General features: G+C 67.1%; 27 protein-coding genes and 1 tRNA gene. 11 read left to right on the forward strand and 17 right to left on the reverse strand.

The genetic code is table 11. From position 1 onward, the window contains the following. Nucleotides 1-106 precede the first annotated feature (106 nt). Both ACQP1O_RS37515 and ACQP1O_RS37520 read left to right on the forward strand, forming a co-directional pair. The gene (locus ACQP1O_RS37515) at nucleotides 107-952 is read left to right on the forward strand and encodes a universal stress protein (protein ID WP_433563054.1); all 846 of its coding nucleotides are present in this window, start codon (nucleotides 107-109) and stop codon (nucleotides 950-952) included. A 59-nt stretch (nucleotides 953-1,011) separates the two neighbouring features. Next, a tRNA-Leu gene (locus ACQP1O_RS37520) sits at nucleotides 1,012-1,085 on the forward strand. Between the two features lie 118 nt (nucleotides 1,086-1,203). On the opposite strand, the gene ACQP1O_RS37525 is transcribed toward ACQP1O_RS37520, so the two are convergent. Beyond that, complete coding sequence (locus ACQP1O_RS37525; RefSeq protein ID WP_433563055.1) at nucleotides 1,204-1,824, reverse strand: TetR/AcrR family transcriptional regulator; 621 nt, start codon at nucleotides 1,822-1,824, stop codon at nucleotides 1,204-1,206. A gap of 77 nt (nucleotides 1,825-1,901) precedes the next feature. Here ACQP1O_RS37525 and ACQP1O_RS37530 point away from each other — a divergent pair, with 77 nt between their 5' ends. Beyond that, nucleotides 1,902-2,372, forward strand: a complete 471-nt coding sequence (locus ACQP1O_RS37530; RefSeq protein WP_433563056.1) for a cupin domain-containing protein — start codon at nucleotides 1,902-1,904, stop codon at nucleotides 2,370-2,372. A 369-nt stretch (nucleotides 2,373-2,741) separates the two neighbouring features. Here ACQP1O_RS37530 and ACQP1O_RS37535 read toward each other — a convergent pair whose 3' ends face one another. The 6 genes from ACQP1O_RS37535 to ACQP1O_RS37560 all read right to left on the reverse strand — a co-directional run bounded on the left by ACQP1O_RS37535 (nucleotide 2,742) and on the right by ACQP1O_RS37560 (nucleotide 8,891). Further along, a complete protein-coding gene (locus ACQP1O_RS37535) occupies nucleotides 2,742-3,686 on the reverse strand; it encodes an alpha/beta fold hydrolase (RefSeq protein ID WP_433563057.1) in 945 nt (314 codons plus the stop codon). 16 nt (nucleotides 3,687-3,702) lie between these two features. Then, on the reverse strand, nucleotides 3,703-4,245 hold the full coding sequence (locus tag ACQP1O_RS37540) for a YceI family protein (protein WP_433563058.1): 543 nt from the start codon (nucleotides 4,243-4,245) through the stop codon (nucleotides 3,703-3,705). Between the two features lie 408 nt (nucleotides 4,246-4,653). Then, on the reverse strand, nucleotides 4,654-5,484 hold the full coding sequence (locus ACQP1O_RS37545) for an SDR family NAD(P)-dependent oxidoreductase (RefSeq protein WP_433567924.1): 831 nt from the start codon (nucleotides 5,482-5,484) through the stop codon (nucleotides 4,654-4,656). A gap of 242 nt (nucleotides 5,485-5,726) precedes the next feature. Then, nucleotides 5,727-6,140, reverse strand: a complete 414-nt coding sequence (locus tag ACQP1O_RS37550; RefSeq protein WP_433563059.1) for a secondary thiamine-phosphate synthase enzyme YjbQ — start codon at nucleotides 6,138-6,140, stop codon at nucleotides 5,727-5,729. A 289-nt stretch (nucleotides 6,141-6,429) separates the two neighbouring features. Then, nucleotides 6,430-7,746 (reverse strand): MFS transporter, encoded by a 1,317-nt coding sequence (locus ACQP1O_RS37555; protein WP_433563060.1) that lies wholly within the window; start codon nucleotides 7,744-7,746, stop codon nucleotides 6,430-6,432. 89 nt (nucleotides 7,747-7,835) lie between these two features. Then, nucleotides 7,836-8,891, reverse strand: a complete 1,056-nt coding sequence (locus ACQP1O_RS37560; RefSeq protein WP_433563061.1) for a serine hydrolase domain-containing protein — start codon at nucleotides 8,889-8,891, stop codon at nucleotides 7,836-7,838. 260 nt (nucleotides 8,892-9,151) lie between these two features. On the opposite strand from ACQP1O_RS37560, the gene ACQP1O_RS37565 reads away from it, so the two are divergent. Beyond that, nucleotides 9,152-9,757, forward strand: a complete 606-nt coding sequence (locus ACQP1O_RS37565) for a TetR family transcriptional regulator (RefSeq protein ID WP_433563062.1) — start codon at nucleotides 9,152-9,154, stop codon at nucleotides 9,755-9,757. Between the two features lie 31 nt (nucleotides 9,758-9,788). Here the strand turns inward: ACQP1O_RS37565 and ACQP1O_RS37570 are convergent, their stop codons facing one another. After that, on the reverse strand, nucleotides 9,789-10,358 hold the full coding sequence (locus tag ACQP1O_RS37570; protein ID WP_433563063.1) for a TetR/AcrR family transcriptional regulator: 570 nt from the start codon (nucleotides 10,356-10,358) through the stop codon (nucleotides 9,789-9,791). 79 nt (nucleotides 10,359-10,437) lie between these two features. Between ACQP1O_RS37570 and ACQP1O_RS37575 the strand changes: the two genes are divergently transcribed. Further along, the gene (locus tag ACQP1O_RS37575; RefSeq protein WP_433563064.1) at nucleotides 10,438-11,400 is read left to right on the forward strand and encodes a TauD/TfdA dioxygenase family protein; all 963 of its coding nucleotides are present in this window, start codon (nucleotides 10,438-10,440) and stop codon (nucleotides 11,398-11,400) included. Between the two features lie 25 nt (nucleotides 11,401-11,425). After that, nucleotides 11,426-12,055 (forward strand): DUF3159 domain-containing protein, encoded by a 630-nt coding sequence (locus ACQP1O_RS37580; RefSeq protein WP_433563065.1) that lies wholly within the window; start codon nucleotides 11,426-11,428, stop codon nucleotides 12,053-12,055. A 92-nt stretch (nucleotides 12,056-12,147) separates the two neighbouring features. Here the strand turns inward: ACQP1O_RS37580 and ACQP1O_RS37585 are convergent, their stop codons facing one another. After that, nucleotides 12,148-13,440 carry an MBL fold metallo-hydrolase gene (locus ACQP1O_RS37585; RefSeq protein WP_433563066.1) on the reverse strand — a complete coding sequence of 431 codons (1,293 nt, stop codon included), beginning with the start codon at nucleotides 13,438-13,440 and terminating at the stop codon, nucleotides 12,148-12,150. A 122-nt stretch (nucleotides 13,441-13,562) separates the two neighbouring features. Here ACQP1O_RS37585 and ACQP1O_RS37590 point away from each other — a divergent pair, with 122 nt between their 5' ends. Continuing rightward, nucleotides 13,563-14,819: a 3-hydroxy-9,10-secoandrosta-1,3,5(10)-triene-9,17-dione monooxygenase oxygenase subunit gene (locus ACQP1O_RS37590; protein WP_433563067.1), complete on the forward strand. Its 1,257-nt coding sequence runs from the start codon at nucleotides 13,563-13,565 to the stop codon at nucleotides 14,817-14,819. After that, entirely contained in the window at nucleotides 14,816-15,649 is an 834-nt protein-coding gene (locus tag ACQP1O_RS37595) for an IclR family transcriptional regulator (protein ID WP_433563068.1), read from the forward strand. Before ACQP1O_RS37590 ends, ACQP1O_RS37595 begins: the two co-directional genes overlap by 4 nt. Nucleotides 15,650-15,656: 7 nt before the next feature. Here ACQP1O_RS37595 and ACQP1O_RS37600 read toward each other — a convergent pair whose 3' ends face one another. Then, a complete protein-coding gene (locus ACQP1O_RS37600) occupies nucleotides 15,657-16,439 on the reverse strand; it encodes a hypothetical protein (RefSeq protein ID WP_433563069.1) in 783 nt (260 codons plus the stop codon). Next, the gene (locus ACQP1O_RS37605) at nucleotides 16,436-17,170 is read right to left on the reverse strand and encodes a hypothetical protein (protein ID WP_433563070.1); all 735 of its coding nucleotides are present in this window, start codon (nucleotides 17,168-17,170) and stop codon (nucleotides 16,436-16,438) included. The genes ACQP1O_RS37600 and ACQP1O_RS37605 overlap by 4 nt, the downstream gene beginning before the upstream one ends. A 253-nt stretch (nucleotides 17,171-17,423) precedes the next feature. Here ACQP1O_RS37605 and ACQP1O_RS37610 point away from each other — a divergent pair, with 253 nt between their 5' ends. Further along, nucleotides 17,424-19,040, forward strand: a complete 1,617-nt coding sequence (locus ACQP1O_RS37610; protein ID WP_433563071.1) for an MFS transporter — start codon at nucleotides 17,424-17,426, stop codon at nucleotides 19,038-19,040. 13 nt (nucleotides 19,041-19,053) lie between these two features. Here ACQP1O_RS37610 and ACQP1O_RS37615 read toward each other — a convergent pair whose 3' ends face one another. From ACQP1O_RS37615 to ACQP1O_RS37635, 5 genes are all read right to left on the reverse strand, one after another. Beyond that, complete coding sequence (locus ACQP1O_RS37615) at nucleotides 19,054-19,992, reverse strand: formylglycine-generating enzyme family protein (protein WP_433563072.1); 939 nt, start codon at nucleotides 19,990-19,992, stop codon at nucleotides 19,054-19,056. A gap of 27 nt (nucleotides 19,993-20,019) precedes the next feature. Continuing rightward, nucleotides 20,020-21,459, reverse strand: coding sequence for a sulfatase-like hydrolase/transferase (locus tag ACQP1O_RS37620; protein ID WP_433563073.1), 1,440 nt, complete (start codon nucleotides 21,457-21,459; stop codon nucleotides 20,020-20,022). A 98-nt stretch (nucleotides 21,460-21,557) separates the two neighbouring features. After that, entirely contained in the window at nucleotides 21,558-21,872 is a 315-nt protein-coding gene (locus ACQP1O_RS37625) for a DUF202 domain-containing protein (protein WP_433563074.1), read from the reverse strand. Next, nucleotides 21,869-22,249 carry a YidH family protein gene (locus ACQP1O_RS37630; RefSeq protein WP_433563075.1) on the reverse strand — a complete coding sequence of 127 codons (381 nt, stop codon included), beginning with the start codon at nucleotides 22,247-22,249 and terminating at the stop codon, nucleotides 21,869-21,871. The genes ACQP1O_RS37625 and ACQP1O_RS37630 overlap by 4 nt, the downstream gene beginning before the upstream one ends. 177 nt (nucleotides 22,250-22,426) lie before the next feature. Next, the gene (locus tag ACQP1O_RS37635) at nucleotides 22,427-22,987 is read right to left on the reverse strand and encodes a TetR/AcrR family transcriptional regulator (protein ID WP_433563076.1); all 561 of its coding nucleotides are present in this window, start codon (nucleotides 22,985-22,987) and stop codon (nucleotides 22,427-22,429) included. A gap of 91 nt (nucleotides 22,988-23,078) precedes the next feature. Here ACQP1O_RS37635 and ACQP1O_RS37640 point away from each other — a divergent pair, with 91 nt between their 5' ends. After that, the gene (locus ACQP1O_RS37640; RefSeq protein ID WP_433563077.1) at nucleotides 23,079-24,065 is read left to right on the forward strand and encodes an alpha/beta hydrolase; all 987 of its coding nucleotides are present in this window, start codon (nucleotides 23,079-23,081) and stop codon (nucleotides 24,063-24,065) included. Between the two features lie 492 nt (nucleotides 24,066-24,557). Here ACQP1O_RS37640 and ACQP1O_RS37645 read toward each other — a convergent pair whose 3' ends face one another. Next, nucleotides 24,558-25,067, reverse strand: coding sequence for a hypothetical protein (locus ACQP1O_RS37645; protein WP_433563078.1), 510 nt, complete (start codon nucleotides 25,065-25,067; stop codon nucleotides 24,558-24,560). 392 nt (nucleotides 25,068-25,459) lie between these two features. Between ACQP1O_RS37645 and ACQP1O_RS37650 the strand changes: the two genes are divergently transcribed. Continuing rightward, the gene (locus tag ACQP1O_RS37650; RefSeq protein ID WP_433563079.1) at nucleotides 25,460-26,491 is read left to right on the forward strand and encodes a helix-turn-helix transcriptional regulator; all 1,032 of its coding nucleotides are present in this window, start codon (nucleotides 25,460-25,462) and stop codon (nucleotides 26,489-26,491) included. The last annotated feature ends 99 nt before the right edge of the window (nucleotides 26,492-26,590 follow it).

Raw genomic sequence — 26,590 nt, forward strand, 5'->3', positions numbered from 1 at the left:
GCGGTGCCGCTCGGTCGTGGCGGGCCCGCGTCGGCGTAGGGTCGATGGCGACCGCTCAGCTATCCCGCAGCCGCACCGCGTGATTCACGATGGGAGAGGACTCAGCATGTCGACAGGGGAAGCCGTCATCGTCGCCGTGGACGAATCGGCCGGTTCGGCCGTCGCCTGGGCGGCCCACACCGCGGCCCTGCACCACGCGCCCCTGCACCTGTTGCGTGTCCTCGAGATCACCCCCGATCAGGGCCTGGGCCTGGGCACCTCGATCACCAGCGAGGACTACTCCCGGCTCGAGGAACACGGCAACTGGCTGCTGGAAACGGCCGCCGAAGAAGCCGCCAAGATCTCCCCCGGCCTCACGGTCACCACCGAATTGAGCGCCGGCGCTGTGGTCCCCACCCTCCTCGAACGCACCCGCGACGCCCGCATGGTCGTGGCCGGCGCCCGCGGCGGCGGCACCCTGCGCCGCGCCCTGCTCGGCTCGGTCAGCTCGGTCCTCGCCCGCCGCGCCCACTGCCCGTTCGTCGTGGTCCGAGACGGCGTCCCCCTACCCCCCGATCTGCTCACCCGGCCCATCCTGGTCGGCGTCGACGGCACCAAGATCAGCGAGCCCGCCATCGCGGCGGCCCTCGACGAAGCCTCGGTCCGCGGCGTGGCCGTCATCGCCCTGCACGCCGAAGGCGCCTCCGACGACCCCGAAATGGACGCTCTCGACGACTACGTCCTCGCCGAGAGCCTGGCCGGCTGGCAGGAGCGCTACCCCAACGTCCGCATAGACCGCGAAACCTCCCACGACAGCCCCGAACGCTCCCTCCTCGAACTCTCCTCCAGCACCCAGCTTCTGGTGGTGGGCACCCGAGGCCGAGGCGGCTTCGTCAGCAAGGTCTTCGGCTCCACCAGCCAATCCCTCCTGCTCTCCGTCCAAACCCCCATCATGATCGCCCCCACCCCCTGACCCGCCCCCCAAATACCTGCTACCAGCACGACCGCACGGCTCGGTAGTCTGACCCACGCGCCCCCGTAGCCCAATTGGCAGAGGCAGCGGACTTAAAATCCGCCAAGTGACGGTTCGAGCCCGTCCGGGGGCACTGAGGAAACAGCAGGTAGGCCGTTTGTCGGGGGGTGCGTGGCCGGCCGGATCGGCTGCCATGCCACCCCCGTGCCATCCCAGCGGGTGTTATCCCTGTCGGGCTGGTCGTTTCTCGTTCATGCGGGCGGAAGACCTTCCCACACTGCAGAAGTCGGCCAAGGCGTCGGATTCAGCAGCCCGTCGGACAGCAAAGTGAGCAACCGGCGCCAGTCGCCGCTGCCGGAGCGAATGGTGGCGGAGAGTGCGCCGACGACCATGTAGACATCGGCGACGGTCAAGTCCGGGCGCACCGTTCCAGCGGCCCGGTCGGATTCGATGAGCGCGCCGATGATCTCGGCGAGCTGTTCCAGCGCAGCGCCGCGCGGCTCACTACCGCGCGATCGACGGGAGGCTTCGATGGCGGCGGACAATCCACTGTCGGCCGCCAGGGTTTCGCCGACATGGGTCAGATAGTCCAGCACCGCCCGGCCGGACTCGGCGTGGTGCAGACATTCGGTGCGGGCGTATTCCTCGATCTCGGCGAAGCGTTGCGCGGCCGCGGCTTCGATCAGGTCGGCCTGCGCCGGGAAGTGCCGGTACACGGTGCCGATCCCGACACCCGCGGCCCGCGCCACCTCCGGCAGTTGGACCTGGCTTCCTCGCTCCGCGAACAGGTTTCGTGCGGCTTCCAGGATGCGGTCACGATTGCGGGAGGCGTCCGCGCGCGGCTTGCGCGACGGCGATGATGGGCTTGACACTCGGGTTCCCTTCCGGCCTACACTCAAAACGGATCCGGATTCCGGTTCCGTTTCTTTTCGAGTCGAAGGGTACCACCATGTCCCACAATCGATTTCTGCTGCTCGACGCCGGCGCGGCCCGCCCCGGCCGCCTGCCTCTGCCGCCCGCGTTCGCCGTGAAGGCCACCACCGCCGATACCGACGGCCGCTTCTCGCTCCTGGAAGTCACCCTCGCCCGCGATATCCCCCGCCACACCCATCACGTGGCCGACGAATGCATCTACGTGCTCGACGGCACACTAGAGGTGGAATTCGACGACCGTGTCGAGCACGCCACCGCCGGGATGTTCGTCCTACTCCCCCACGGCATTCCGCACGCCCTGCGCTGCGCCTCCACACCCCCGCCTCGCCTCATCCAGATCTCGTCACCGGGCGGCTGGGAGTGCTATCTGGAGGATCTGATCGAGGCGGGGCCGGCCGTGCTCACCGCGGGCGCCCTCGACCCTGCCAAGATCAACCCGATCGCCGCCGGGCACCAGATCCGGTACGAGGAACCCACGGTGGCCTAACACTGCAACGGCCTTCGTCGGTCAGGTGAGTGGGTGGCCACATCGCCGGTAGCGGAATCGCGCCGAAGTCTGGTGGCAGCGTCTCCGCCAACGGCCCGCACCGACACGGAGCGCGGTCACCCCTTCAGACGTGACAACGCGCGAACCCGCTGCTGACGAGCAGAATTCGCGCGTTGCCAGGAACCCTCGAAACTCACCAAACATGCACACACCTTGAAATCCACACAGCGTCGGTTCGAACCCGACTGCCGCACGAAGCTGTTCCGGCGTACGCCGCAGTTGGGCAGCGCTTTTCAGGTGTCTCGCTCGCTCAGATTCGAATCGGGCATCCCAGAACCGCAGGAGTGACAGAAGATTCGTGACCGATCCTCAACTGCCGAGAAATCCGGTCAGTTCCGTATCGACCGCGGCGGGGTCGTCCTCATGGGCGTTGTGGCCCGCGCCTGCGAGCATTCGCAACGTCGACGTGGGGATCAGGTGTGCGAGTTGCTGTGCCTGCGATGGGCTTACGACGCGATCCTGTTCTCCCCAGAGGATCAGGGTGCGCGCTCTGATCGTGCTTGCTTCCCATTGCACCTGGGACAGATCGAGATTGCGTGGCTGCTTCCACATCGCCGTGCGGTTCTCGTCGTGGCTCTGCGGGATCCAATAGGTGTCCGCCAGTTCTCTGGTCAATTTCTCGGGGCGCGCATACGCATCGCGCAGTCCCGCCACGTAGATGTCCTCGGTCATCAGATGCGTGGCCAGTTCGCCCAGGACGGGCGTGCGCATCAGCCGCATATTCACATTGAGCTCGGTATCCAGGACGAGCGGTGAGATGAGCACCAGCTGATCCACCTGCGAGGGATATCGTGCTGCGAAATCCACGGCGACCGAACCGCTCAGGGAATGTGCCAATACGGACGCGCGGTCGATGCCGACCGCCGACATGAACTGCCGCAGAGCCTCTGTCATGGCCCGCACGTCATACCCGAAATCCGTGTCGTGCAGCGTCGTGAACCCCGAGCCTGGCAGGTCGACCGCATAGACAGTGTGGTCGGTGGCAAGCGTACCGATGATGTCGCGATAGGTGTAGGACCACAGCGTGCCACCCGGCAGCAGAACGATCGGCGGCCCCTGACCCGCCTCCAGGAAATGGAAGCGGGCCACCGCGGTCTCGACGAACCGGCCGCCGTCGAGAGCCGGCGACTCCGGATGGCTGTCCGCACTCGATACCGCCGATGGCGTCGCCACGCCGAGGTGCAACAGGGCGATCATCGTCGACAGCGCGCGCAACCACCGGCGTCGGCGGTGCGAGTTCGAGTCGATGTCCACTCGATTCTCCTTCCGCTCAAGGCTTCCGGATTACGGCAATATCGAACTGCAGCACCACCTTCGGGCCGACCATGCCCGCGGCCGCCTTCCAGTGCACTCCCCAGTCCTTGCGGTTGATCGTGACGCTGCCGGTGAAATCGATCCGGAGTGCGCCGCGCGGGTCGGTCTCCGTGCCGGTCAGCTGGAATTCCATGGTGATCGGCCGGGTGATGCCACGCATGGTCAAGTCACCGGTGACCTTGACGTTCGCCTCGCCGGACTGTTCCACCTCGGTCAGGACGAAAGTGATCGTCGGGTGGTCGTCGACACCGAGGAACTTCTTGCCCAGCAGATCGTCGCGCTGCCGATTGCCGGTGTCGATACTTTTCGCCTGGATCGTGAGCCGACCGCTCGACCTCGGCGATGCGTCGAAGTCGAGGTGCGCATTGCCGTCGAACGTCCGGAAGTTCCCGCGCACCCTGGTGGCCATTGTGTGCCGGGCGATGAAGCCGATCCGGGTGTGGGCTGGATCGAGGACGTAGTCACCGGTCAGCTCGCTGAGTTTGTTGGTGTTCGACATGGTCTTTCACTCCTGAAGACAGATGGTTTGCCGCGACCGGCTCGCCTACAGCGGGCTGCGGGAGATCGTGAAGAGCAACGGGCGTAACAGGGTGAGTCGCTCGGCATGCTCGTCGGTGGTACTCACGGGTTCGTCACCGCTTCGCGACCGCTCACCGAATGTTCGAGCCGCCTGCCGCCCTTGGCCCAGAACAACACGCCGGGCTTGCGCCGATCACCACGACCTTCGTACGGATGCTGTTGTGCTCACTCATGCCCTCGGGACACCGCCCGCCACCTCGACGTAACAATACGTGATGCAGGTCACCAGGCCGGGTACGGCCGTGATTCACGATGGTCACGAATGGCGAAGCCCCCTCCCAACTCGATTCGGGTGGGGGCGTTGCCTTTCCGCGGGCATGTCGACGAATCAGGCTGCGGGGGTGTGCCCCTGCGCCTCGATCGCAATCTTGCGCCAGTCGGCCCAGGTCGCGAGCCGGTCGGCGTAGACCTGCGGAACGATCTCGTTGCCCTGCGCCCCGAAGAACACCCGCAGCGGTGGGTTGTCGCTGTCGGCGATCTCGAGCAGTGCCCGCCCCGCAGCGGCCGGGTCACCCTGGTCGAGCGTCTGCGCGAAGGCGGCGAAAGCCGCACGGAGATCGGCGTACCGCGGGTCGATCTCGGCGTGGACGGCGCCGGCGGCCCCCTCGGTCGCGTACGAGCTCGGTTCGACCACGGTCACCTTGATGCCGAAGCCCGCAACCTCCTGCGCGAGAGACTCGCTCAGACCTTCCAGCGCCCATTTCGACGCATGGTAGGCGCCACCGAGCGGGAATGCGGCAACACCACCGACCGAGGAGATCTGAACAATGTGCCCGCCACCCTGCTCGCGCAGCTGCGGCAGCACCGCCTGAACAACCCAGACCGCACCGAACAGGTTGGTCTCCAACTGATCTCGCAACTGCTGCTCGCTCAGTTCCTCCACAGCACCCAGCACACCGTAACCCGCATTGTTCACGATGACGTCGAGACGGCCGAAGTGTTCTCCGGCGCGCTCCGCAGTCGCGAACACCGCCGACCTGTCGGTCACGTCCAGCTGTAGCGGAAGCACCGCGTCGCCGTAGGTGGTGGCCAGTCCGGCAAGGTGTTCGATGTTCCGGGCGGTCGCGGCGACCCTGTCACCGCGGGACAACGCGGCCTCGACGAAGTTGCGGCCCAGGCCACGGGAGGAGCCGGTGACAAACCAGACCTTGCTCATGATGGTTTCCGTTCTTTTGCAGGAGCGATCACGGCGGCGCGGGCGTTCACACCGCCGATGTTCCGTGCTGCGCACCGAACGAACACAAGACACCGAAGACCCGTTCCCTGTAACAGAACAGCGGTGTGACCCGGGACACCGCCGCGCCTACATCCCCACCGAATCCATACCTGCCAGGACAAATCCGGCTTCATCAGCCTGTGGGCGCAGAAGTAGCACCACGCTGCCGCCCGCAGCGCTTCGTTTCAGCCGGCCAGGAAGGACAACCGCACCTGCCGCACCGGGTTGTCGACATTGAGATCCACGATCGCGACCGATTGCCAAGTCCCCAGCGCCATTTCGCCGTGCAACACCGGAATGCTGACATAGGGCGCAACCAGCGCGGGCATGACATGCGAGCGTCCGTGTCCGCGTGAGCCGTGTGCGTGCCGCCAGCGATCGTCGGCCGGCAGCAGGTCCTGCAGCGCGGCGAGCAAGTCATGGTCGCTGCCCGCACCGAGCTCGATCAGTGCGATGCCCGCGGTCGCATGCGGTACGAATACGTGAAGCAGCCCGTCACACCCCGAGGCCGTCTCACGCAGAAAAGCTGCACACTGCGATGTGAGGTCGTGGACAACCTCGCTGCGGCCCGTCTCCACCTCGATCAGTCTGCTCTCCATGGATACATGGTCCCCCAGCCGTGCCACCTCATCTCGCGGCTGCCGAAGAATGAACTAGCGCCGGTCGCCGCCCAGCGGTGCGGTGAGGGCGGCCGTGGCCATGGCGAGCAGGTCTTCCTCGAATGCGTCGGCGCTCAAGGGGAGGTCCGATCCGGTGGTCAGGGTGCGCGCGGACCGACAGCATCGTCATCGTCAGCTGAAGCACCGAACGCACCCGCTCCTCGATGACCGGTTCGGGGAGGTGGTCGATCGTTCGGCCCATGAGGCGCACTGTTGTCGCCATCGTGGTCTACGACATGTCAGCAGCATCCCACGGAAGCTCGCCAGGTTGGGGGACACCGTTGCCCGCGGCCGGCTGTTCCGCCAGGGCGGCGCTGTCGTGGGCATAGGGACGGTAGAGGACGGCGCAGGCCAAACCGTTCGAAGCGGTCAGAAAGACGGTGACGAGCAAAAGCGCTGTACCCAAACCGATCTGGTCGCCGAGCACGCCGGTCAGCAGGGAGTAGATCGCGTAGGCGAGGCCGTCGGCGGCTGATACCGACACAGCGAAGGCAAGCGGGCGCAACGGTGGCGGCACGACCGCCATGATCAGCGGGCGGTTGATCACGGGGTACTGTCCCTGGAGGAACCCGACCGCCGCAAACAATGCGACGTACACCGCGATAGACGACCACGGAATCGCAATCGCAGTGAAAGCCACTGCAGCGAAAGCGATCTGACTGATTTGCAGCATGGCAATACGACCGCTGCGCGGACGCGAGCGGTGCACGGCATCGACGGCCCGGCCCCCGAGGAATGTTCCCACGATATACCCGAGCGCGAATGGGAGCGCGATCAAAGCTGCCGTCCCCGTGTCGAATCCGCGTTCCTGCACAAGGAACACCGTGCCGAAGCTCATGATGATGTTCTGCCCGGAGAACAGCCGCTGAACAAGAAGATAGCGATAGGTCCTGATGCCGAACAGCTCTCGCAGCGACACACCGAGGAGGCGCATCCTGCCGGCCGGCACTGCCGGGCCTGGCACGTGTTGCACGTCCGGCGTCATCTCACCGTCCACCCCGGCAGACCGGCGTGCGGGTCCCGGTTCGTCCAGGAACGCGAGGATCAGCACACCGACGATCACACAGATTCCACCGGAAATGAAAAAGCCGTATCGCCAGCCGTTTTCGAACCCGGAAAGCCGGCCGAGCAGGGGTGCTGCGATGCCGGTGGCGAGCGCGGTGCCGGCGTAGAGGGCACCGGTTGCCCGGCCTCGCTCGCTGTCGTCGTAAAGGTCCCCGAGGATACCCAGGGCGATCGGTCCGGCACCGGCGAAGCCCGCGGCGGCGACGGTGGTCAAAAGGATCAGTTGCGCGAAATTGGCCGCCAGGCCCGCCGCCATCGCCCACACGCCCCAGAATCCGGCGCACACCGCGAGCACGGTCTTGCGAGGGAAGCGCCGCGCGAGAAATACCCACGGCAGCGCCGCGACCGTGCCGACGATCTTGCCCGAGGCCACCAGCGCGCCCAACGCCGCCGCCGAGAGCCCGAGCGCATCACGGATCAACGGGAAAAGCACGCTGACCACACTGGTTTCGGCATTGTCGAAGGCGTGTGAGGCCGTCAACAGGGCCAGGTTCTTACCGCGACGCCGAGGTCTCGGCAGCCGAGATCCAGCGGCTGGGGTTGTCATTCGACGCCTCTCTGCATCAGCGCTCACACCGCGGACGAGGTCGTGGCCACGGCGTCGGCGATCTGGGCGAACAGCAGGATGAGCGGCGACTGTGGCAGCGACGGGGACAGGATGTGCGCGCCGTAGTGCACGATCACCAGATCGCGCCGCGGAGACACCAGCATTCGCTGTCCGTGAATGCCGCTGGCCATGTAGGAACCGTTGCCGTCGTTGAGCTGCCACCAGAGGTCGCGATAGCTGAGCTGTCCGGGCGCATCGGCGCTCGCGCGCGGCAGTTGGACTCGTGCGGTCGCCCCCTCGGGGACCCGGCCGAGGGAGGAGACCACCTCGGGTGGGACGATCTGCCGGTCACCGATCGCGCCTTCACAGCGCAGCATCTCGCCCAATCGCGCGATATCCATTGCGGTGGCGGCGAATCCGCCACAGGCCATTTCGCTACCGGCGCTGTCGAGCAGGTAGCAGCCGTTCTCGGCGGCACCGATCTTCGACCAGATCATGTCGCTGAACAGCTGCGCCGTCGACAGTCCGGTGATGCGGCGCAGGACTTCGGCCAGAGCCTCGACATTGCCGTTCTCGTAACGGAATTCACGACCATAGGGGCCGGCCGTGCGGGCGGTGGCGAGGTGATCGAGGATGGTCGCGGGCCCGGTGTAGCCGTAGGGACGTAGTGACGGTGTCACGACCGCCCAGTAGCGGTGGGCCTCGAGGATTCGATCGTAGGGGCGTCCGTCGAACCGCACGTCGGTCGTCATGTGCAGGAGTTGGTCGACGGTGGCTTCCCCGTAGCCGGTGCCCGCGAGGTCGGGGACATAGTCGGCGGTCAGGGCATCGCGACGGAGCAGTCCTTCGTGTTCGAGCATCGCGGCCAGTAGGCCCAGGTAGGACTTGGCCGCGGAGGCGTTCAGATGCGGCTCATGGGGTTGGCAGCCGTGCAGATACGTCTCGTAGACGACGCGGCCGCGGTGCAAGACGACCAGTGCGTCGGTTTCCGATTCGGCCAGCGCCGACTTCAACGGGACAGTGCGCCCGCCGGTCCATCCAATCGGCAGTTCGGCCAGGCCCAGCGGGGATTGCGGCAATCGCCACGGTGCTGTCTCGCCGCGCCACACCGAACGGGTTGGCCCCGTTTCCTGCACCGAGGTCGCGTGTTGACGTACGTGAGCCGGGTCGAGAAACCCACGTGCCCAAACCATTTCATCGTTTCGCACCACTCGGGTCACGGCAGCCCTTCCCTTGATATGACATGAAGACCAATACTGAACATGTTGTCTATTTTCAGTCAAGGTGTCAACAGCCGCTATGCTGGGACGCACCCAGTCACGACCAGAAAGGGGCGTCCGTGCCACCCGAAGACCGCCGCGTCCGCCGCACCAGGCGCGCGCTCCGCGACGCGCTGGTATCACTGTCACTCGAGCGGGGATACGCGAACGTCACCGTCGAGGACATCACCGAGCGGGCCGACCTGGGTCGCGCGACGTTCTACACGCACTTCACCGACAAGGACGCCCTGCTCGATCGGGTGGTCACCGATCTGATCGCCGAGCTGAACGGCCGCCTGGAACCGCTCGCCGACCTGTCCGAGGTCGGCTTCACCGGCAAACCCGTGCTCGAGGTGTTCCGGCATGCGGCGGAGGAACGCGACACCTACCGCGTCATCCTGCGGGGCGAAGGCGACGGACGCGCGCTGCGGAGATTCACCGAGGAGCGAACCGCCGCAGCCACAGCGGCATTCACCGCCCGCGCCACGAATCTCGGCCTGACTCCGAACATCGACCTCGGAATCGTGGCCCGCGCCTGGGTCGGTGAGCAGATCTCGATCTTGCAGTGGTGGCTCGAAACCGATCCACCCCCAATGCCATTGGAGCAGGTCGCGGACATGCTCCGCACGCTCTCGCTGCGCGGCCGCTACTGGGCCACGGGTTTCGAGGGCGAACCGCCGGCCTGATCACGCCGGAGTCCCCTGCCCGACTGGACTTTCACTCTCCCCTGAGAATTCGAGTGGCCTCGCTGTCGATGTGCGGCTGCAGTTCGCTCTCGGGAACATCGCCCAGGCCGGTGGCCGCGCGCAAGAACGATCCGAACAGCTTCCACCCGAGTTCGAGCGCGGCCACATTCGCCACCGCAATCGCCGCTTGCCGCTCATCGCCGTGGTGCCGGCGCGCCTGCTCGAGCAGGAGCGACATCACCGGGAACTGTTCCTGCAACGAGGCGACGTCGAACCCGTCGAGGATGCAGCGAACCAGCACGATCCAGTGCCGTTGCCAGCGCGGGTCGGCCGCGGTCAGCGGATGGTCGGCATCCAGGGCCACCGACTCGGTTCCGAGATAGGTCAGCACGGCCGCCACCAGCTTGTCCTTGGCGCCGAGGTGCCGGAATACCAGCCCGTGATTGACCCCGGCGCGCTCCGCGATATCGCGAATCGAGGTGGCAGCCGGGCCGCGCTCGGCAAAAAGGTCTGCGGCGCTGGTCAAGACCGCTGCCACGACCTCGTCGCGCCCCACCGGGCCGGTATCGCTCGAAGATTTGGTTGCCCCACTCGTAGTCACGTGACTACACTAGCGCATACCCGCTGTGTAGTCGATCGACTACAGCAGGTTCGCGCAGTTCATCTGAGAGGAATCCCCAATGACCGACACCGTCGTGGTTGCCGACAAGGAACCCGCCGCCGCTCTCGACGTCCGGCCCGTCCGGATGCCGGGATCGCCCCTGATCTCCGGACCGTTCACCCACCTGGCCGCCGAACGCGACCGGCTGACCGCGCTGCGGTGGCAGAACTTCGATGCCGTCCAGGTGGGATCCACCCTGGGCGCGGAGATTTCGGGCATCGACCTCACCACCGACCTCCCGGACGAGGTGATCGCCGAACTGCGCCAAGCGCTTCGGGACTACAAGGTGCTGTTCTTCCGCGACCAGCCCATGACCTCCACCCAGCACGTGCACTTCGCGCGGCGCTTCGGCGAGCTCGAGATCCACCCGTTCATCCCGTCCAATACCGATTACCCCGAACTGGTCCGCTTCCAGAAGAGCGCGCAGGTCAGCGGATTCGAGAACAGCTGGCACCACGATGTGACCTGGCGGGAGCAGCCGTCGGCGGGCGCGATCCTGCACGCCCTGGAGATTCCCGCCCTCGGCGGCGACACCCTGTTCTCCGATATGCACGCCGCCTACGACTCGCTCGACGAGGAGACCAAGAACCTCATCGACGGGCGCGACGCCATCCATGACTTCAGCCGGGCGTTCGGGCATGCGCTGCCCGAGGACAAGCGGGATGCCATGCGGGCCGCGCATCCGATGGTCGCGCACCCGATCGTGGCGGCGCACCCCGAGACCGGCAAGAAGCACCTGTATGTCAACCGGATCTTCGTCGAGCAGATCGAGGGCATGGACCGCGACGAAGGCGCGGAACTGCTCGACCGAATCTGCCGCCAGGCCGACTACCCCGAACACCAGGTCCGACTGAAGTGGCAGCCGCACACGGTGGCGTTCTGGGACAACCGCGCGGTGCAGCACTACGCCTCCAGCGACTACTGGCCCGCGATCCGGGTGATGGAACGCGCGTCCATCGCCGGGACCCGCCCGCACCGGTGACCCGGTCTCGACGGAAAGGTCGGATGTGACACACACGAGTCGTACGGCGTCGGCCGCGGCGGAAGTCTTCGCGAAGTTCAAGCAGCTCAACGGATTCCAACGCAGCGCCGACGCCGTCGGCCCGGTGGCGGCCTTTCTGCTCGGCTACCAGCTCGCCGGAGCGCATGCCGGTATCGCCGCCGCGATCGCGGCGGCGGCGGTGCTGGCGCTGGTGCGCCTGATTCGCGGCGATTCGGTCAAGGTCGTCACGGTGTCGGTGGTCGCGGTGCTGGTCTACTCGCTGTTCGTCCAGTTCAGCGGCCAGGGCCGGGACTTCTTCCTGCCCACCGTGGTCGGCTGCGCGGTGCTGACGGTCGTCTTCGGGCTCAGCCTGCTCGGCCGCCGCCCCGCCACCTGGTGGATCTGCCGCAAGGTCGGTATCGAACCCGCCGATGAGGTGAGTGCGGACCGGTTGCGGCTGCACCGGCGTATTACCGCTCTGTGGTTCGCGAACTGGGTCGTGCACGTGCTGGTCCTGGTGCCGCTGTATCTGGCCAACAATGTCGCCGCCCTCGGCTTGGCGGCGATGCTGCTGGGCAAGCCGTCGGTTGTCGTTCTGGTCGCCCTGACCTGGATCCAGGTTCAACGATCGCGCCGGGGGAAGACGGACGAATGAAATCCCCTACGAGGAAACAGATTCCGATGCTGCGACAGCGCCGCCACCACCGGTTGGGGTGGTGGCGGCGCGGGGGACGGTCCGGCGTCGATCTACTGTCGTCGCGCCTCGACCCGGAGGTAGACCTCACTGAAGATCACCTTCGCCATCAGCGCGGGCTCGATTTCCGCACGGCGGGCGAAGATCTCGACATAGGTCGACTGGATGACCGTGTCGTCCGGGTCGGCATGGAAGGCGGTCTCGGCCAGATGGCAAGCCAGACGAATATTGGTCAGCGCCAGATCACGTGCCCGCTCGGCGAGCTTGTCCGCCCCGCCGGCCAGGGCGGCGTATTCCAGGGCCTGATCACGCTCCGGCGCGGGCAGCAGGTTGGCCAGGTGACCGTCCCACCAGCCGCTGTAGCGGCGGATCACGTTGCGGCAGATGAACTCCGCCTTGTCGTAGATGGCCGGGAGCCGCGGGTGGGAGGCCAGATGATCGGGAATGCGCAGCGTCTCGACGATCTCGTCGTGCAGCACCCCCGCGTTCAGCCCGGCCAGCGCGTGGTCGACGATATGGCGCAGGTACGCGGCGATGGCGCCCAGTTCGTCCCCGATGGCCTCGGCGCCCACGACCAGGGTCCCGTGGCCGGGAATGATCACCTCCGGCTGCAGGGCCGCCATTTCGTCGGCGGCGTCGGCCCACTCCTCGGCATAACGCTGCACCTTGCGCGGGTTGCCCGCGTTGGGCAGATACCCGGTGACCAGATCGCCCGCGGCGATGACGCCACGCTCGGGCGCCCACACCCACGAGCAGTCGTCGGTCTCACCCTTGCCGTGGCGGATCACGAACCGTTCCCCGCCGATGGTGAGTTCCAGTGTGTCGCGGTAGGTCTCGGTGGGCCAGATGAAGTCGGTGCGTTCGGCGGGCCACGTCTTGCCCTCGGTGCCACCGGGCTGCTGCTTGTTGATCACCGTGTTGAGGCCCGGCGTCTTCATGTAGCGCTCGAAGTGCCCGATCAGGTTCTCGTGCGCGATGATTCGAGGCGTTTCCCCCGCCTCGAGGAACGCCCAGTGGCCGAACGCGTGGTCGGTGTGCCCGTGGGTGTAGACGATGGTGTGCAGCGGCTTGTCGGAGATCGACCGCACCGCCCGCAGCAGCTCCGGACCGTCACCGGCCAGACCGGTGTCGACCATGAGCAGGCCCTCGTCGGTCTCGAACAGCGCGATATTGACCGTCCCGGGCCGGATGTAATAGGTACGCGGCGCGGCTTCGATGATCTCCGCTTCGCCGACCGGGCCATGGCCGCGGGAGAACAGGTGGGTCATCTGCTCCACATTGAATCCGATGAACGCCGTCTCACCGGCGGAGGTGGTGTCGTCCGGAACCGGTTGTGCCTGGGTCATGCGGGTAGCTCCTCTCCGATGCGGACCGCACGGGTCTGCGTCGATGGCGGGAACGCGGCGGATCGGCCGCGTCATGAAGCCGACGGTAGAAGCGAGAAATCAATGGAAGGCGGGCGATTTCGTTGAGCGGGACAACCCCGATGACGGTGGCCGCGGGCGGGTCCGGCGACCGGACCGGGTTCCGATTTCCAGCACGTTCGACGGCTGGAAACATCGATGGCCGGTCGTACGCCGATGTGGCGGCGGCGATATCGGCGCTGACGCCCCTGGTGCGTGAGCAGGCCGCTCGGTCCGACCGCGATCGCACCCTGAACGAGCGGGTCATAACCGCGATCGTCGAAACCGGCCTGTTCCACCTGCTGCGGCCCCGCGTCGACGGGGTGGCCCCCGACCTGCTCGGCTTCTTCGCCGGAGTGCGCGCCCTCGCCGCGGCGTCACCGTCGATCGGCTGGGTGACCGCGATGTTGGGCACCGCGTCCTGGCATGTGATGCTGCTGGAACCCGAAGCGCGGCACGTGATTTGGGGATACTCGCCGGATGTCCTCGTATCCGTTTCGAACGCCCCGGCCGGTCGGCTCGAACCGGTCGACGGCGGGTATCTGCTGGGCGGGGAATGGCCGAATCTGCCCGCGATCGACCACTGCCGGTGGGCAGCGCTGGCGGCGCTGACCATCGCCGCCGAGGGCGCACCGGTCAGCCTCGCCACCGCGGTCGTGCCCTGCAAGGAACTGGTGGTCGGCGATCATTGGAACACCACCGGTATGCGCGGCACCGGCAGCAGGCGGGTGAGCGCGCACCAGGTTTTCGTCCCCGCCTCCCGGGTGCGGACCGCTCCCCCGCGTGACCGCGGGACCGCGAACGAGAACCCGCCGGGCCGCTGCCCACTCGCGATCGTTTACAGCCTCGCGGCGTGCATGCCGGTCGTCGGGGCGGTACAGGGAGCGTTCGAGGACCATCTCGAGCGTGCGGGCCGGCGCGCCGCGTTCAGTCTGGCGGGTGCGCGTTCGGTCATCGATCCCGCGGTCCAGGCGGCGATCGCGCGCGGGCTCGGGGAGATCGACGCGTCGATCCTCCAGCTGGAACGGAATTCTCGCGAGGCCATGGCCGTAGTTGCCTCCGGCACACCGGTTCCGGCGGAGCTCCGATTGCGAACGCGCCGCGACCAGGTGCGCGCCACCGAACGGGCGCTGGCGGCCTTGGAGTCGCTGATGGGTTGTGCCGGTGCGGAAGCCGTCCGCGAGGGCGGGAGCCTCGAACGGACGTGGCGTGACATCCGGACCGCCGCGGCTCACCTGGTCAATCAAGCCGAACCGGCGCTGCGGCTCTACGGCCAATGGGCGTTCGGTCTCGACGTCCACGACGACATGGTGATGGTATGAATCCGAATCCCGAAGGCCCCCCGCAGTCGATGCTCGAGCGAATGACGCTCATCCTGGACCTCTTCGACGACCGGGCGGTGCGGATGCGCCTGGACGAGGTGGTCGCGCACACCGGGCTGCCGCGGTCGAGTTGCTACCGCATCCTCGAACAATTGGCCGTACTGGGCTGGCTGCGTCAGCGTCCCGGCGGATATGGGCTCGGCCCGCGCGCCCTGAGCCTGGGCGGCAGCCACGACACGAACGAGGACCTACGTATCGCGGCGCTGCCCGCGCTCGAGGAACTCCATGCGTTGACCGGCGCGACAGCCTATCTGGGCGTGCTCGACTTCGACGAGGTGGTTTTTCTCGACCGCGTGGCGAAGGTGCCGTCGGCCGCGGTGGTCGGGGTCGGCCACCGCGCACCGGCGCACGCGACCGCCCTGGGCAAGGCGCTGCTGGCGGATATCGAGCCGGAGGAAACCGAGGCGATCCTGGCGGGACGGCTGCGGCCGTGCACACCGGCGACCATCACCAGCCTGCCGGTCCTGTATGCGGAGTTGCGGCGCGTCCGAGCTCGCAATGGGCTCGCGTTCGACAGCGGGGAGCATCTGCCCGGGATCTACGGTGTGGCAACCGTTATCCGGGGTGCGGACGGTATTCGCGGCGCGCTGGGAGTGAGCGCGCCCGGAACCGCCACGACCGTCGAACGATTCGCCCCGCTGGTCGTCGACGCGGCGCGACGGGTCTCCACGCGGCTGGATCCCGATGTTGCCGAGGCGTCGCCGCCGATGCCGGCCGACACGTTGGTCACGCGCGTGCTGGCGCTGCTCGACGACGACGCTCTACTGTGAGTCCCGGTCAGCGGTGCGCGGAACCCGCCGAGGATCCGGTGCGGATCCCATTGGCCGACCCGCTGGGCAGCCGCAGGATCCCATCCGGAACACCGGCGCCCTGCGGATCGAGCAATCCGTTGTGCGCGTAGGGACTTTCGCCCGGCGCGGACTGCAAGGTGGTGAGGTATTTGCGCACCCCGTCCACCAGACCCGCCCCGCCGCCCACGAGCGTTCCCGCCAGCCCGCCGGCCCCGGCGAAGACCGCCACGGCGGCCGGAACCGTCGCCACGCAGGCCGGCCCGATCACCGCGCAGGTGCTCAACCCCAGCACTCCGCCGATCACCGCACCCACGGCCATGCCGATAACCGTGCCGATCAGCGGTCCGCGGCTGAGACTGCTGGCCAGATCGGTGAGCGCAGCCTGATTCTCGATCGGTGACGCGATCGGCCGCAGCGCGCCCACATCTACCGCGCTGAGGTCCGGAGTCAGTGTGAGCGTGCGGTTCTCGTCGTCGAGGCGTTGCGCGACGGGCACCCGCGCGTCACCGACGAACACGGTCAGGGGAATCGCGTCTACCGGCTGCCCGGCATTGTCGCGTACCTCGATCGATTGCCCGTCGGCCGACACCGCGAAGGTCCCGCCGTCCAGGGCGGTCCGCACCGAGTCCTCGACCGCGGTGAGGGTGTAGTGCACCGGTTCAGTGGCGTCGGCCCGGCCGGGGACCGCGGTGACCGCGATACCGGCGCTCACCATCGCGGCAAGCGTCGCGATACGTAGCGAAGCTGACCCACTATGGCCGGCGCTCATCGGTTTTCCTCCGGTGCGGTCGCCGTGGGCTGACCGTGGTTCGGCAGATACGGCGCGTACTTGCTCTCCCCCGGCGCGGCGCGCAGGACGGAGAAGTAATCGAACAACGCCGCCGCGGCGGTCGGGCCGCCCCCGAGGGCCAGACCCACCAATCCGCCGACACCGCCGACGAGGGTCACCACGGGTAGCACCACCAGGGCGCAGCCGAGACTCAAGACCACGCAGGAGGCGCCCGCGACCGCGAACCCGACACCGACGCCGACGACCGCGCCGATCGCGGTGCCGATGAGACTGCCGATGGAGGTGCCTATGCTGACCGAGTTGATGAGGTCGTTCATGGCGAGCTGATTCTCGAGGGGCGCGGCGACGGGTCGAATATCCTCGTGGCGCACCGCATCCCAGTCCGGCGTCGATACCAGGGACCGGCCGTCGGTGGAGATCCGCTGATCGATCGCGATCTGGTGGCCGTCGAGGCGCAAGGCCGAGGGCAGAGAGTCCAGAAGCTGCCCGGACACATCGCGGATGAGCACCGAGGCCCCATCGGGCGAGAGCGTGAAGGTGCCACCCTCGAGGGTGGTGGTCACCGAATCTCCGGTCGGCGTCGCCGAATACGACACCGCGGGTGTGGCGGCAGCGGGTGGTGCCGCCGAGGCGCTGACGGAGGTCACCAGACCGCCGATGACGGCGGCGGAGGTGAAGGCGGCGAGAGCAGTCGTCCTGCGTGTATTCATGGTGTTCCTCTGAAGCCGAATCATTCGTTCAGCTAATGGAATGTGAGAGCGGTCACTTCGACCGAACGGAAGGTAGCCGGGCGCAAGGCGAACTGGTTCCGCGGTTTCGGTGAGTGACATTCGACCGTCGAAGGTCCCCATCGGGACCGCCGGGGCGCACCGCCAGGATTCCGCTGACCGAAACCGTCACAGAAGCAGCGGGATTCGCAGGCAGCCTGGCGGGATCTCAACCGCGATCGACGAAGAAGGTGCAATGTCAACAACCTCCACCGTCGGCACGTCCGACGTGCCGGGTACGGATACCGGACGGCTCGACGAGTCGTCGCGGCTGCGGATCTTCACCGTGCTGGCGGTCATCGTCCTCTACACCGAGGTCGCACCGATCCAGTTCACGATGGTGTCGGCCGCCCTGCAGAAGATCGCACCATCGTTTCCGGCAGCGGGGCCGAACATCACCTGGTCGCTGATCGTGTTCGGGTTGATCGGCGCTTCGGCTTCACCGGTGATCGGCAAGCTCAGTGACATCTGGGGCAAGAAGCGGATCTTCCTGATCTGCGGAGTGGTTTTCGCGGCCGGCTGTCTGATTTCGGCGACCACCACCAGCTGGCCGTTGTTCCTGGCGGGGCGCTGCCTCCAGTCGACCGCGGCCGGAATGGCGATCGTCGCCTACGGGCTCATCCGAGATCTGTTGCCGCACAAGTATGTTCCGATCGGGCTCGGAATCTCGGCGACCGGTCTCGGGTTCTCCGCCGCGGTGGCGCCGATCCTGGCCGGGTACCTGGTCGATCAGCACAGCTGGCGTGCGATGTTCTGGGTGTTGCTCGTGTTCGTGGCCGTCATGACACCGCTGGTGGCGTTCGTGGTGCCGGAATCGAAGCTGCGCGTGGGCGGTCGTGTCGACATCGCCGGCGCTGTCCTGCTTTCCAGCGGCGTCGCCATGGCGCTGCTGTACGTGTCGAAAGGCAATGACTGGGGCTGGTCGAAGGCGACGACCCTGGCCTGGCTGATCGGCGGGGTGGTGGCGCTCGTGCTGTTCGTGCTGGTCGAATTGCGTTCGAGCACACCGCTGATGGACATGCGATTGCTGCTCGCGCCACGGGTCAGCCTGGTGCTGCTGACAGCGGTGTTCGCCGCGTGTCTGGTCGGCGTGCACAGTTACGCGGTCGCGTACATGGTGCAGACTCCCTCCCAATCCGCTCTCGAGCCGACGATCGTGTCACGCGCCCTGGCTCGCATCGCGCAGGCGACCGGACACACGGTACCGCCGGAACTGGTGCACGTGACGCTCACTCCGGGCTACAGCTACGGTGACGGCCTGTCCCTGATGCAGTTCGCCCTGCGAATCGGGTTGGGGCAGGGGCTGGTTGCCATGCTGTTCGGCGTCATCGCCGGGCTCCTCGCTCGGCGTGTCGGCGCCCGATTGCCCTTGATCGGAGCACTGGTCCTGTTCGCCACCACGACGGTCGCACTGGCCGTGCTGCCGCACACCTGGCAGGTCTTCGCGCTCACAAGCTTCGGTTTCGGTGCCGCGCTCGGGCTCTACTACGCCTGCATGCCGATCCTCATGGTGGAGGCCGTTCCTCCGGAACAGCAGGGCATCAGCGTCGGCATGCAGGGCGCGGCCCAGAGCATCGGCACCGCGATCGGCACAGCGGTCATCACCGCGTTCGTCAGCGCCCACCCGATCACGGCCGCCGTCAGCGTGGCCGGGCGACCGCCGCAGGAGAGCACCCTGCCGAATGTCTTCGCCGACAAGGGATACGAGCTCGGCTTCTGGTTCGGGGTCGCGGCCACGGTGTGCGCGCTGTTGATCGTGCTGGTGATGAAACACGGCCGCACCCCCGCGACCGGTGGTGCGTTCACGCACTGAACGCACCACCGGATCAGGATGCGGCGACGCGGAATCCCATGTTGCCGGTCGCTGATTCGGGGGTGTTGGCGCTCCGCGCGCCGAGCCGGTACCGGTTGCAGTAGGTGTGGTGGCACAGATAGGAGCCGCCCTTGATCACCTTGCCGGTACCGGTCGGCGGGCCCGCGGGATTGTCCAGCGGGGCCGCCGGATGCTCGGTGGTGAACCAGTCCGAGCACCATTCCCACACATTGCCGACCACGTTGTAGAGCCCGAAATCGTTGGGAGCAAAGGCGTTTACCGGTGCAGTACCCACAAATCCGTCCTCGGCGGTGTTGTGGGTGGGGAAGACTCCCTGCCAGACGTTGGCGTGGTGGCGGCGGCCGCGTGGGACGAGTTCCTCGCCCCACGGAAACCGCTGCTGCACAGTGCCACCGCGCGCGGCGCGCTCCCATTCGGCCTCGGTCGGGAGCCGGACCCCGGCCCAGTCGCAGTAGGCGGTCGCGTCGTTCCACGACACCTGGACCACAGGGTGGTTGGGGCGATCGCCGATGCCCGAGCCGGGGCCGTCCGGCGATCGCCAGCAGGCCCCGAGAACATCGAGCCACCACGGGGTTCCCGGTGGGGAGGCATAGCGGTGCCGCTGCTCGGACGGGACGAAAAGGTGGAAGACGAAGGCGCTGCCCACGCGCTCGGCGTCGGTGAGGTAGCCGGTCTCCTTCACGAAGGTCGCGAACTGTGTATTCGTGACCGCGGTGGCTGCGATGCGGTACGGCCGCAAGGCAACCTCGCGGATCGGTCCTTCGCCATCGGTGGGGATACCGTCGGGGTCGGCGGCTCCCATGAGGAAGGTCCCACCCGGAATACCGATGAGCCGCTGCCCCGCGCGCGGCACGCCGGTCGGCACCGGTGCCACGACCGGGTCGGGTGAGTCGAGGCTGCGGGAGGGACCGCAGCACGAGTGACCGCTCATCTTCGATTGCCTCCCATCGCCGTTCGTCTATGCAGTCGCCGGAGCCGGTGTCTCGCCGATGGTTCCGATGGTTGCCGCGATCTCGGGTCCGCCGAAGCTGTCCACCAGCGTTGCCTGGTCCTTCTTCGCCGCGTGATCGACCGCTTCGGGGTCGACGATGCGGCGCAACTCGGCATCCAGGTCCGCCAGCACGGCCGCGTGCGCGGGATCGGCGGCCAGGTCCCGAGTCTGGTCAGGATCGGCGGCCATATCGAACAATTCGGGTTCGTAGCCGACGTAGTGGTGCAGCACATGGTCGCCCTTGCGCACCATGAACGCCGCCGTCGGCGCGCCCATCGCATGGTACTCGCAGAACGCGACCCGGTCGGGTTCGTCTGCCCCACGGGCGATTTCGAGTAGCGATCGGCCGGGCCGATCGTCGTCGCCGAGCGGCACACCCGCACCGTCGAGGACAGTCTGATACATGTCGACCAGACTGACCGGGGTGTGGTTGACCTGTCCGGCCGGGATATCGGGCCCGGTCACGATCATCGGAATCCCGGCCGATTCCCTGTAGAGCAGCGACTTGCCCCACAGCCCGCGACTGCCGACGAGGTCACCGTGGTCGGAGGTGTAGACGACGGTGGTGTCCTCGGCCATTCCGCTGCGATGCAGGGCGTCGAGGATACGGCCGATATTGTCGTCGAGGTAGCTGACCAGGCCGTAGTAGGCGGCCGTGGCGCGGCGGCGTTCTTCCTCGGTATTGGCGTTGTCGAGGCCGGGCAGCGTCTGCGCGTACGTCTCGACCCACGGATGGCGCGGGTGTCCTTGATCCGGCCGCATCGTGGCGTCGGGCATCACCTCGGGGTCGTACAGCTCGAAGAACTGCGGCGGTGCGAGATACGGAAAGTGCGGTGCGACCAGGCCGACGTAGAGCACCCACGGCTCGGCCTTGGCCGACGGCTCCTCCAGCCATCGGCACGCCCGCTCGGTCACCGCGGCGTCATAGCGGGTGTAATCGCTGTCGGCGCCACCTGAAATCGTGACCATGAGCGGTGCCTGCTCCCGGCGGGGCAGCGGATCGCGCACCGATCCCCACACCTGGCCGATCCCATCCTTGATGTGCATCGGCAGCTCCTGCCGATCGAACCCGGTCGAGTCGGACTCGTTTCTGTAGTGCAGTTTTCCGATCGACTCGACCCTCCGACCAGCCCGCTGCAACGCATGCCCCCAGCCGTCGACCCGACCGTCGTACGCGATGGCGTTGTCCCAGTAGCCGGTCTGATTGACATAGCGCCCCGTGGCCAGCGCGGCCCGCGACGGCACGCAGATCGGACTGTTGCAGTAGGCGTTGTCGAAACTCGTGCCCGCCGCGGCCATCGCATCGAAATTCGGCGTCCGCACCAGCGAATTACCGCCACTGCCAAGAATTTTCGGGCTGTGCTGATCCGACACCAGCACCAGGACATTCCGCCGCTCGGCGCTCATCGCCGCACCTCCGGTTCCGTATTCCACGAAGGCCAGACCATCCAGCCTTCACATAGACACAGTATCTATTACTAGACACATAGTCCAGAATCGTCGATTTACTTCACAGTGGCAGTGACAAGCGCCAGAACGAACGCCGCTACGACCACGAAACCGGACACCAAGGGCGCCGCCCGTCCCATCGGGCTGCGACAGTCGGTCCGCAATCGCCGCCCACGGCAATGAGCGGTCACCGCGAGAACCAGGAGGACAGCCGCTGACGCGGCGGTTCCGACACCGGCCTGCCAACCCGAAACTCGTGACGAGAAGTGCACCAGGACAAGTGCGCCCCCCATCGCCGACGCCGCCGTCCGCCGCCAGGCCAAAGCCGTGCGCTCAGCCTGCAATCCGGGATCCCGCGGGGTATCGCTCATGCGATCGCCACGGCCACGCCGGCCACGACACAAATCGTCGCGATCACCGCAGCAAGCACAACCATCAGATCCGAATCCGGCAGCGCGCGATCACTGCGAATGGCGTCGTCGACCGACTGCCAGCGCACATACGCTCCGGCCGCCACTACCGCAGCAAGCCCGATCACCGCGGTAGCCACCACCGTCCGCACCAACGGAGTCGCGAATGTGCGCACCAGCTCGTGCACCGCGACACCGCCGGCGAGCAACGCCAATGAGGTTCGAATCCAAGCCAGGAATGTCCGCTCGGCGGCGAGGGTGAACCGGTAATCGACCAACCGCTCCTCGGGCTCGGGAACCTCCGGCGACTCCACCTGCGCATCACACACTGAATCCATGGCCAGCAGCCTCGCGAGCATCCACCCACTGCGGAGCGCTCGTCTCTCTCACCGGAACAATGCGTCACCGCACCTTCGCCGGCGCTATGACGTACCGCCGAATCGAAAAACGTTCTACGACTTCACATATGTGGTGTCGGCGATGGGTTCGGCGGACCGCTCCGCGCGCCCGGCCGATCACCGCAGGCGGTCGACCAGGTGGGTCGCGGCGCGGGTCAGGCGCTCGAGCGGCCATCGGTCGGGGTCTTCCACGCTGGTGACCATCGCGCCGCGGGTGATCAGGTAGAGCAGGTCGGCGGCCAGGTCCGAGTCCTCGGCATTGTCGGCGCGTGCCGCGTGCCGGAGCTGGCCGTGGAGGATGTCGAGTTCGCGCCGCACGGTCTCCAGACGATCCGGGTCGGGGCGGTCGGCGGCAAGCACCTTCAACAGCACCGCGACCACGGTCGGACCGTCGCCGCTGTACCAGTCGACAGCCCAGGCTGCCAGCTCGGCCAACCCACCGTCGGCGCCGGTCAGCGATTCGGCCTCGGTATCCCATTGCCGCAGCACGCTGTCCATGGTCAGGCCCAGCAGTTCGGTGCGGTCGCGCACGTAATTGGTGACCAGGCTGGTGGAGCCACCCAACTCAGCGGCGACCGCACGCACGGTCAGCGCGGCGATACCCCGGTCGCGGACCACCCGCAGGCCCGCGTCGCCGATCCGACGGCGGCGGTCCGCACTGTCGACTTCGATAGGCATCTCACACCACTTCGCTCTTGCCGGATTCCTTCCTTGGCAATACTGTCATACAACATTGTTATACAACGTTGTTGCATCACGTGAGGTGACCATGAACAAGCCCCTCTATTACCGTGACCAGCAGGCATGGCGAGAACTGCAGCAGTACCTGCCGCAATCGCTGCGACTGGACGAGGACACCGCACCCGCCGAGGAGTTCTGGGACTGGCGCGGCAACGCCGTTCATCTGGACCGCTACGCGAATCCGGCGGCGCCGGCGAAGCTCGTGCTGCACCACGGTGTCGGGACCAACGGCCGCCAGATGAGTCTGATCCTGGGCGCTCCGCTGGCCCGGCGCGGCTTCGAAACCATCGCCCTGGACAACCTCGGCTACGGTCTGACCCGGGTACGGCCGGGATTCACTCCCTCGTACGACGATTGGGTCGACCTGGTCGTCGACTTCCTGGCCTATGAGCAGTCACGCGACGACCGCCCGATTGTGCTCTACGGCCTGAGCGCCGGAGGCATGCTGACCTACCACGTCGCGGCCAAGGCCCCGCGGGGCACGTTGCGCGGCATCGTGGGAATGACCTTCCTGGACCAGCGAATCCAGCAGGTGCGTGACGAGACCGCGCACGACATCGCGACCTCACGCGTCGGCTTCCCGCTCCTGCGCACCATCGCGCGCACCCCGGCCGCTCGGATGAAATACCCGATGACCCTGGCGTCGAAAATGTCGGCGCTGGTCAACGATCCGCGAGCGCTCCGAGTCATGACCCGCGACCGCACCTCAGCGGGCAACTGGGTGTCGGTCCACTTCCTTTCCAGCTACGGCGATTACGCTCCCGCGGTCGAGCCCGAGGACTTCGACGCGTGCCCGGTCCTGCTGACCCAGCCCGCCCAGGACCCGTGGTCGCCCTACCACCTCAGCGATCTCGTGCTCTCCCGGATCACGCGGGTACCGGTCGACACGGTGATGCTGGAAAACGCCGGACACTATCCGCTCGAGGAGCCCGGCCTGCACCAAATGCACGATGCCATATTCGATTTCGTCACCGAGCACACCATGACCGACCGGGTGGATCAGTCCGTCCCGTAGGGATTTCGATGCCGTCCGGAAGTCTGCCGATATCTCCAGTTCAGGCAAGTACAGAAGGTTGTGGATGCTGTTCGAACCACCGCGGGGTACGAACATTCGATAATTCGCACGGCCACAGCGTGATCGGGTGGACGGCTATTCCGGGACGGTGAAGGCTTCGGTGATGCCGCCGTCCAGTGGCAGTGCGGCGGCGGTGAGGAAGGGTGCACCCCTCCCGCGCGCCTTCCCATATCCTCACCGGCACACGGTGCCCGGCATCGGTTCGACGAACTCCGGGCGTGTATCGATCACCGCGGTGGCAGTGTGGGCCGAAGGTCGTGCAGGCACAGCTGTTGGCAGCGGCTACCGACATTGACAGCCTCGAAGAGGCCCGCGGGAACGCAATGAGCCGCCTTCCCCTGCCCACCCGCTGCGGCCGGTCGCCACCGAACCACCCACCTGCAGGGGAACCAGCGGCCGGCCGCAGCGGGACTATCGGTGGACGCGACCGGGTCAGAGGTGGCGGAAGATCCAGCGGGCGCGCGGCTCGTCGCCGATGGTCCCGAGCAGTGCGACGGGTGTGGTGGAGGTGGTGTCGCCGTAGAGGGTTCGGCTGGGGTCGGAGGCGAGGCTGAGGCGATGGTTGCCGTTGGTCTCGCTCATGTACCACAGGCCGGTGTCGGCGACGCCGCACACGTTCTGGCCGACGGAGTAGGTCAGCGAGTCGAGCCGAACGGGTTGCAGGCACAGCCGGGTCGAGGAGTTGAGAAGCCGGAACACCGGCCCGGCGGGACGGTATCCCATCAGCACCGGCTCCCACCGGTTGGTGTCCGCGCCCTCGTCGGCACCCGCTCGCCCCCCGGCGATGTCGGCCGCGGCGACGACGGAGCGCAGTGGGTAGGCGGGCTGGGCCTCGAGGAAGATCCGGTACCCGCCCGACCGGAGCGGTTGGGCGGCGGCGGGTGCGGCCGCGGCGGCGAACAGGACGTGGGCCACGATCACGAGGACTGCGCGGGCGGACATGACGCTGGGGTCCTTTCACGGAAGGAAGGTCTGGAGTGGCGAATCATGCTGTGCACAGGGTGAATTCACCGAAGGTGGCGTGCCCGGCCGGAAGGCACGGGTACGCCACGCCGCGTATTCGAGGCCGGTCCCGTTTCGGAGTGCCCGATATGCGCCGAGCACGCGGAGCGTCCGGAATTGGCAGCGAGAGCCGGTGGGTCGGCACGGTGAGCCGACGATGCCCCGTTTGCCTGTCGGTTTTCGGTGTGATGGGAGGAATATCCGGGATTCAGTAGGTGCCGCCGATTAGCCGTTCACGTGTTTAAGCTTCCGGCTCAGGGGTGCCCGACGGCGCGCACCTCGATCGTGGCGGGGCGCGGAATCGCGCACGGAGCGGGGGTGGGAGCTGACCGATGAGCGTGGTATTCGACACCGCCACCCTGCCGTCGAGAGATCGCCTCCCCGGTCTCGTAGCGATTCTCGAGCAAACAGCACTTCGGGCGGACCGGGAACTCGAACTCGCGCCCGGGCAGGATGCGGTGTCGGCGCGGATGGAGTCGTGGCAGGTCGGGCCCGTGACTCTGTTGCGGGCGAATATGCCGGGCATGTCGACCACCCGCAACGCCGCGCATGTGCGCGCATCCCCGACTTCCACGCTCGCGGTGTCACTGTTGCCGTTGCGTGCTGGTCGCCGTGAGCATGAGCACCGCCGATACGTGTCGCGGCCGGGGGCGTGCGAGGTCTTCGACTACTCGCGGCCACTCCGATTCGATTGGTCCGGGCAGGATTCCCCGATCGGAATGTTCTTCGACGCCGACGGCCTCGACCTACCCGGCGACACCATCGCCGCCGCGACCGGACACCTGCACACCAGCCCCCTGCACTCGTTCCTGACCACGCAATTGGCCTCCATGATCGACCGTGCAGATGGCCTCGTCGCCGATGCCGGCGCCGAGCAGTTCGGCCACGCATGCATCGAGCTGATTCGCGCGGTGCTGATCTCGGCCGCCGAGCACGGCCCCTGCGACGGCACCGCGGTCCCCGCCCGGCTGCTGATGCGCCAGATCCTGGACTTCACCCGCCGCCGCGCCACCGACCCCGACCTGCACATGCCGACTATCGCAGCCGCGCACCATATTTCGGTGCGACGCCTCTACCGGTTGTGCGCCGAGTCCGGGATCAGCCTCGAACAATGCCTCATCGCCGCCCGTCTCGACCACGCCCGCCGCCTGCTGGTCGCCCCGGTCGCTCAGCAGCGCTCCATCGCCGCCATCGCCCACGCCAGCGGCTTCCGCGACCCCACCCACTTCACCCGCCGCTTCCGCCGGCGCTACGGCCTGACCCCCAGCCAATGGCGCGCCGAACACCCCTCGCCGACCCAGCCCGGTCCGGCCGCGGGGTCATGGCGCGGCCGACCAGCGCTGCCACTCTTCTCGGTCAGGTGACCAGTAATTTGAGGTGAAAGTCTCAAAAGTTCATCACGGTTGGTTTGCTATCCGCTATCCTCACACCCGAAGCACCGGAGGGTTACGAAAAATAGTGCA

The organism is Nocardia sp. CA-151230 (genome assembly GCF_050942175.1).
Lineage (GTDB): Bacteria > Actinomycetota > Actinomycetes > Mycobacteriales > Mycobacteriaceae > Nocardia.

What these genes read in the sequence shown, in the direction of transcription:
- ACQP1O_RS37515 (WP_433563054.1), top strand. Translation starts at nt 107, where the DNA reads ATGTCGACAGGGGAAGCCGTCATCGTCGCCGTGGACGAATCGGCCGGT.
- ACQP1O_RS37530 (WP_433563056.1), top strand. Translation starts at nt 1,902, where the DNA reads ATGTCCCACAATCGATTTCTGCTGCTCGACGCCGGCGCGGCCCGCCCC.
- ACQP1O_RS37540 (WP_433563058.1), bottom strand. Translation starts at nt 4,245, where the DNA reads ATGTCGAACACCAACAAACTCAGCGAGCTGACCGGTGACTACGTCCTC.
- ACQP1O_RS37550 (WP_433563059.1), bottom strand. Translation starts at nt 6,140, where the DNA reads ATGGAGAGCAGACTGATCGAGGTGGAGACGGGCCGCAGCGAGGTTGTC.
- ACQP1O_RS37575 (WP_433563064.1), top strand. Translation starts at nt 10,438, where the DNA reads ATGACCGACACCGTCGTGGTTGCCGACAAGGAACCCGCCGCCGCTCTC.
- ACQP1O_RS37585 (WP_433563066.1), bottom strand. Translation starts at nt 13,440, where the DNA reads ATGACCCAGGCACAACCGGTTCCGGACGACACCACCTCCGCCGGTGAG.
- ACQP1O_RS37595 (WP_433563068.1), top strand. Translation starts at nt 14,816, where the DNA reads ATGAATCCGAATCCCGAAGGCCCCCCGCAGTCGATGCTCGAGCGAATG.
- ACQP1O_RS37600 (WP_433563069.1), bottom strand. Translation starts at nt 16,439, where the DNA reads ATGAGCGCCGGCCATAGTGGGTCAGCTTCGCTACGTATCGCGACGCTT.
- ACQP1O_RS37605 (WP_433563070.1), bottom strand. Translation starts at nt 17,170, where the DNA reads ATGAATACACGCAGGACGACTGCTCTCGCCGCCTTCACCTCCGCCGCC.
- ACQP1O_RS37610 (WP_433563071.1), top strand. Translation starts at nt 17,424, where the DNA reads ATGTCAACAACCTCCACCGTCGGCACGTCCGACGTGCCGGGTACGGAT.
- ACQP1O_RS37615 (WP_433563072.1), bottom strand. Translation starts at nt 19,992, where the DNA reads ATGAGCGGTCACTCGTGCTGCGGTCCCTCCCGCAGCCTCGACTCACCC.
- ACQP1O_RS37620 (WP_433563073.1), bottom strand. Translation starts at nt 21,459, where the DNA reads ATGAGCGCCGAGCGGCGGAATGTCCTGGTGCTGGTGTCGGATCAGCAC.
- ACQP1O_RS37625 (WP_433563074.1), bottom strand. Translation starts at nt 21,872, where the DNA reads ATGAGCGATACCCCGCGGGATCCCGGATTGCAGGCTGAGCGCACGGCT.
- ACQP1O_RS37630 (WP_433563075.1), bottom strand. Translation starts at nt 22,249, where the DNA reads ATGGATTCAGTGTGTGATGCGCAGGTGGAGTCGCCGGAGGTTCCCGAG.
- ACQP1O_RS37635 (WP_433563076.1), bottom strand. Translation starts at nt 22,987, where the DNA reads ATGCCTATCGAAGTCGACAGTGCGGACCGCCGCCGTCGGATCGGCGAC.
- ACQP1O_RS37640 (WP_433563077.1), top strand. Translation starts at nt 23,079, where the DNA reads ATGAACAAGCCCCTCTATTACCGTGACCAGCAGGCATGGCGAGAACTG.
- ACQP1O_RS37645 (WP_433563078.1), bottom strand. Translation starts at nt 25,067, where the DNA reads ATGTCCGCCCGCGCAGTCCTCGTGATCGTGGCCCACGTCCTGTTCGCC.
- ACQP1O_RS37650 (WP_433563079.1), top strand. Translation starts at nt 25,460, where the DNA reads ATGAGCGTGGTATTCGACACCGCCACCCTGCCGTCGAGAGATCGCCTC.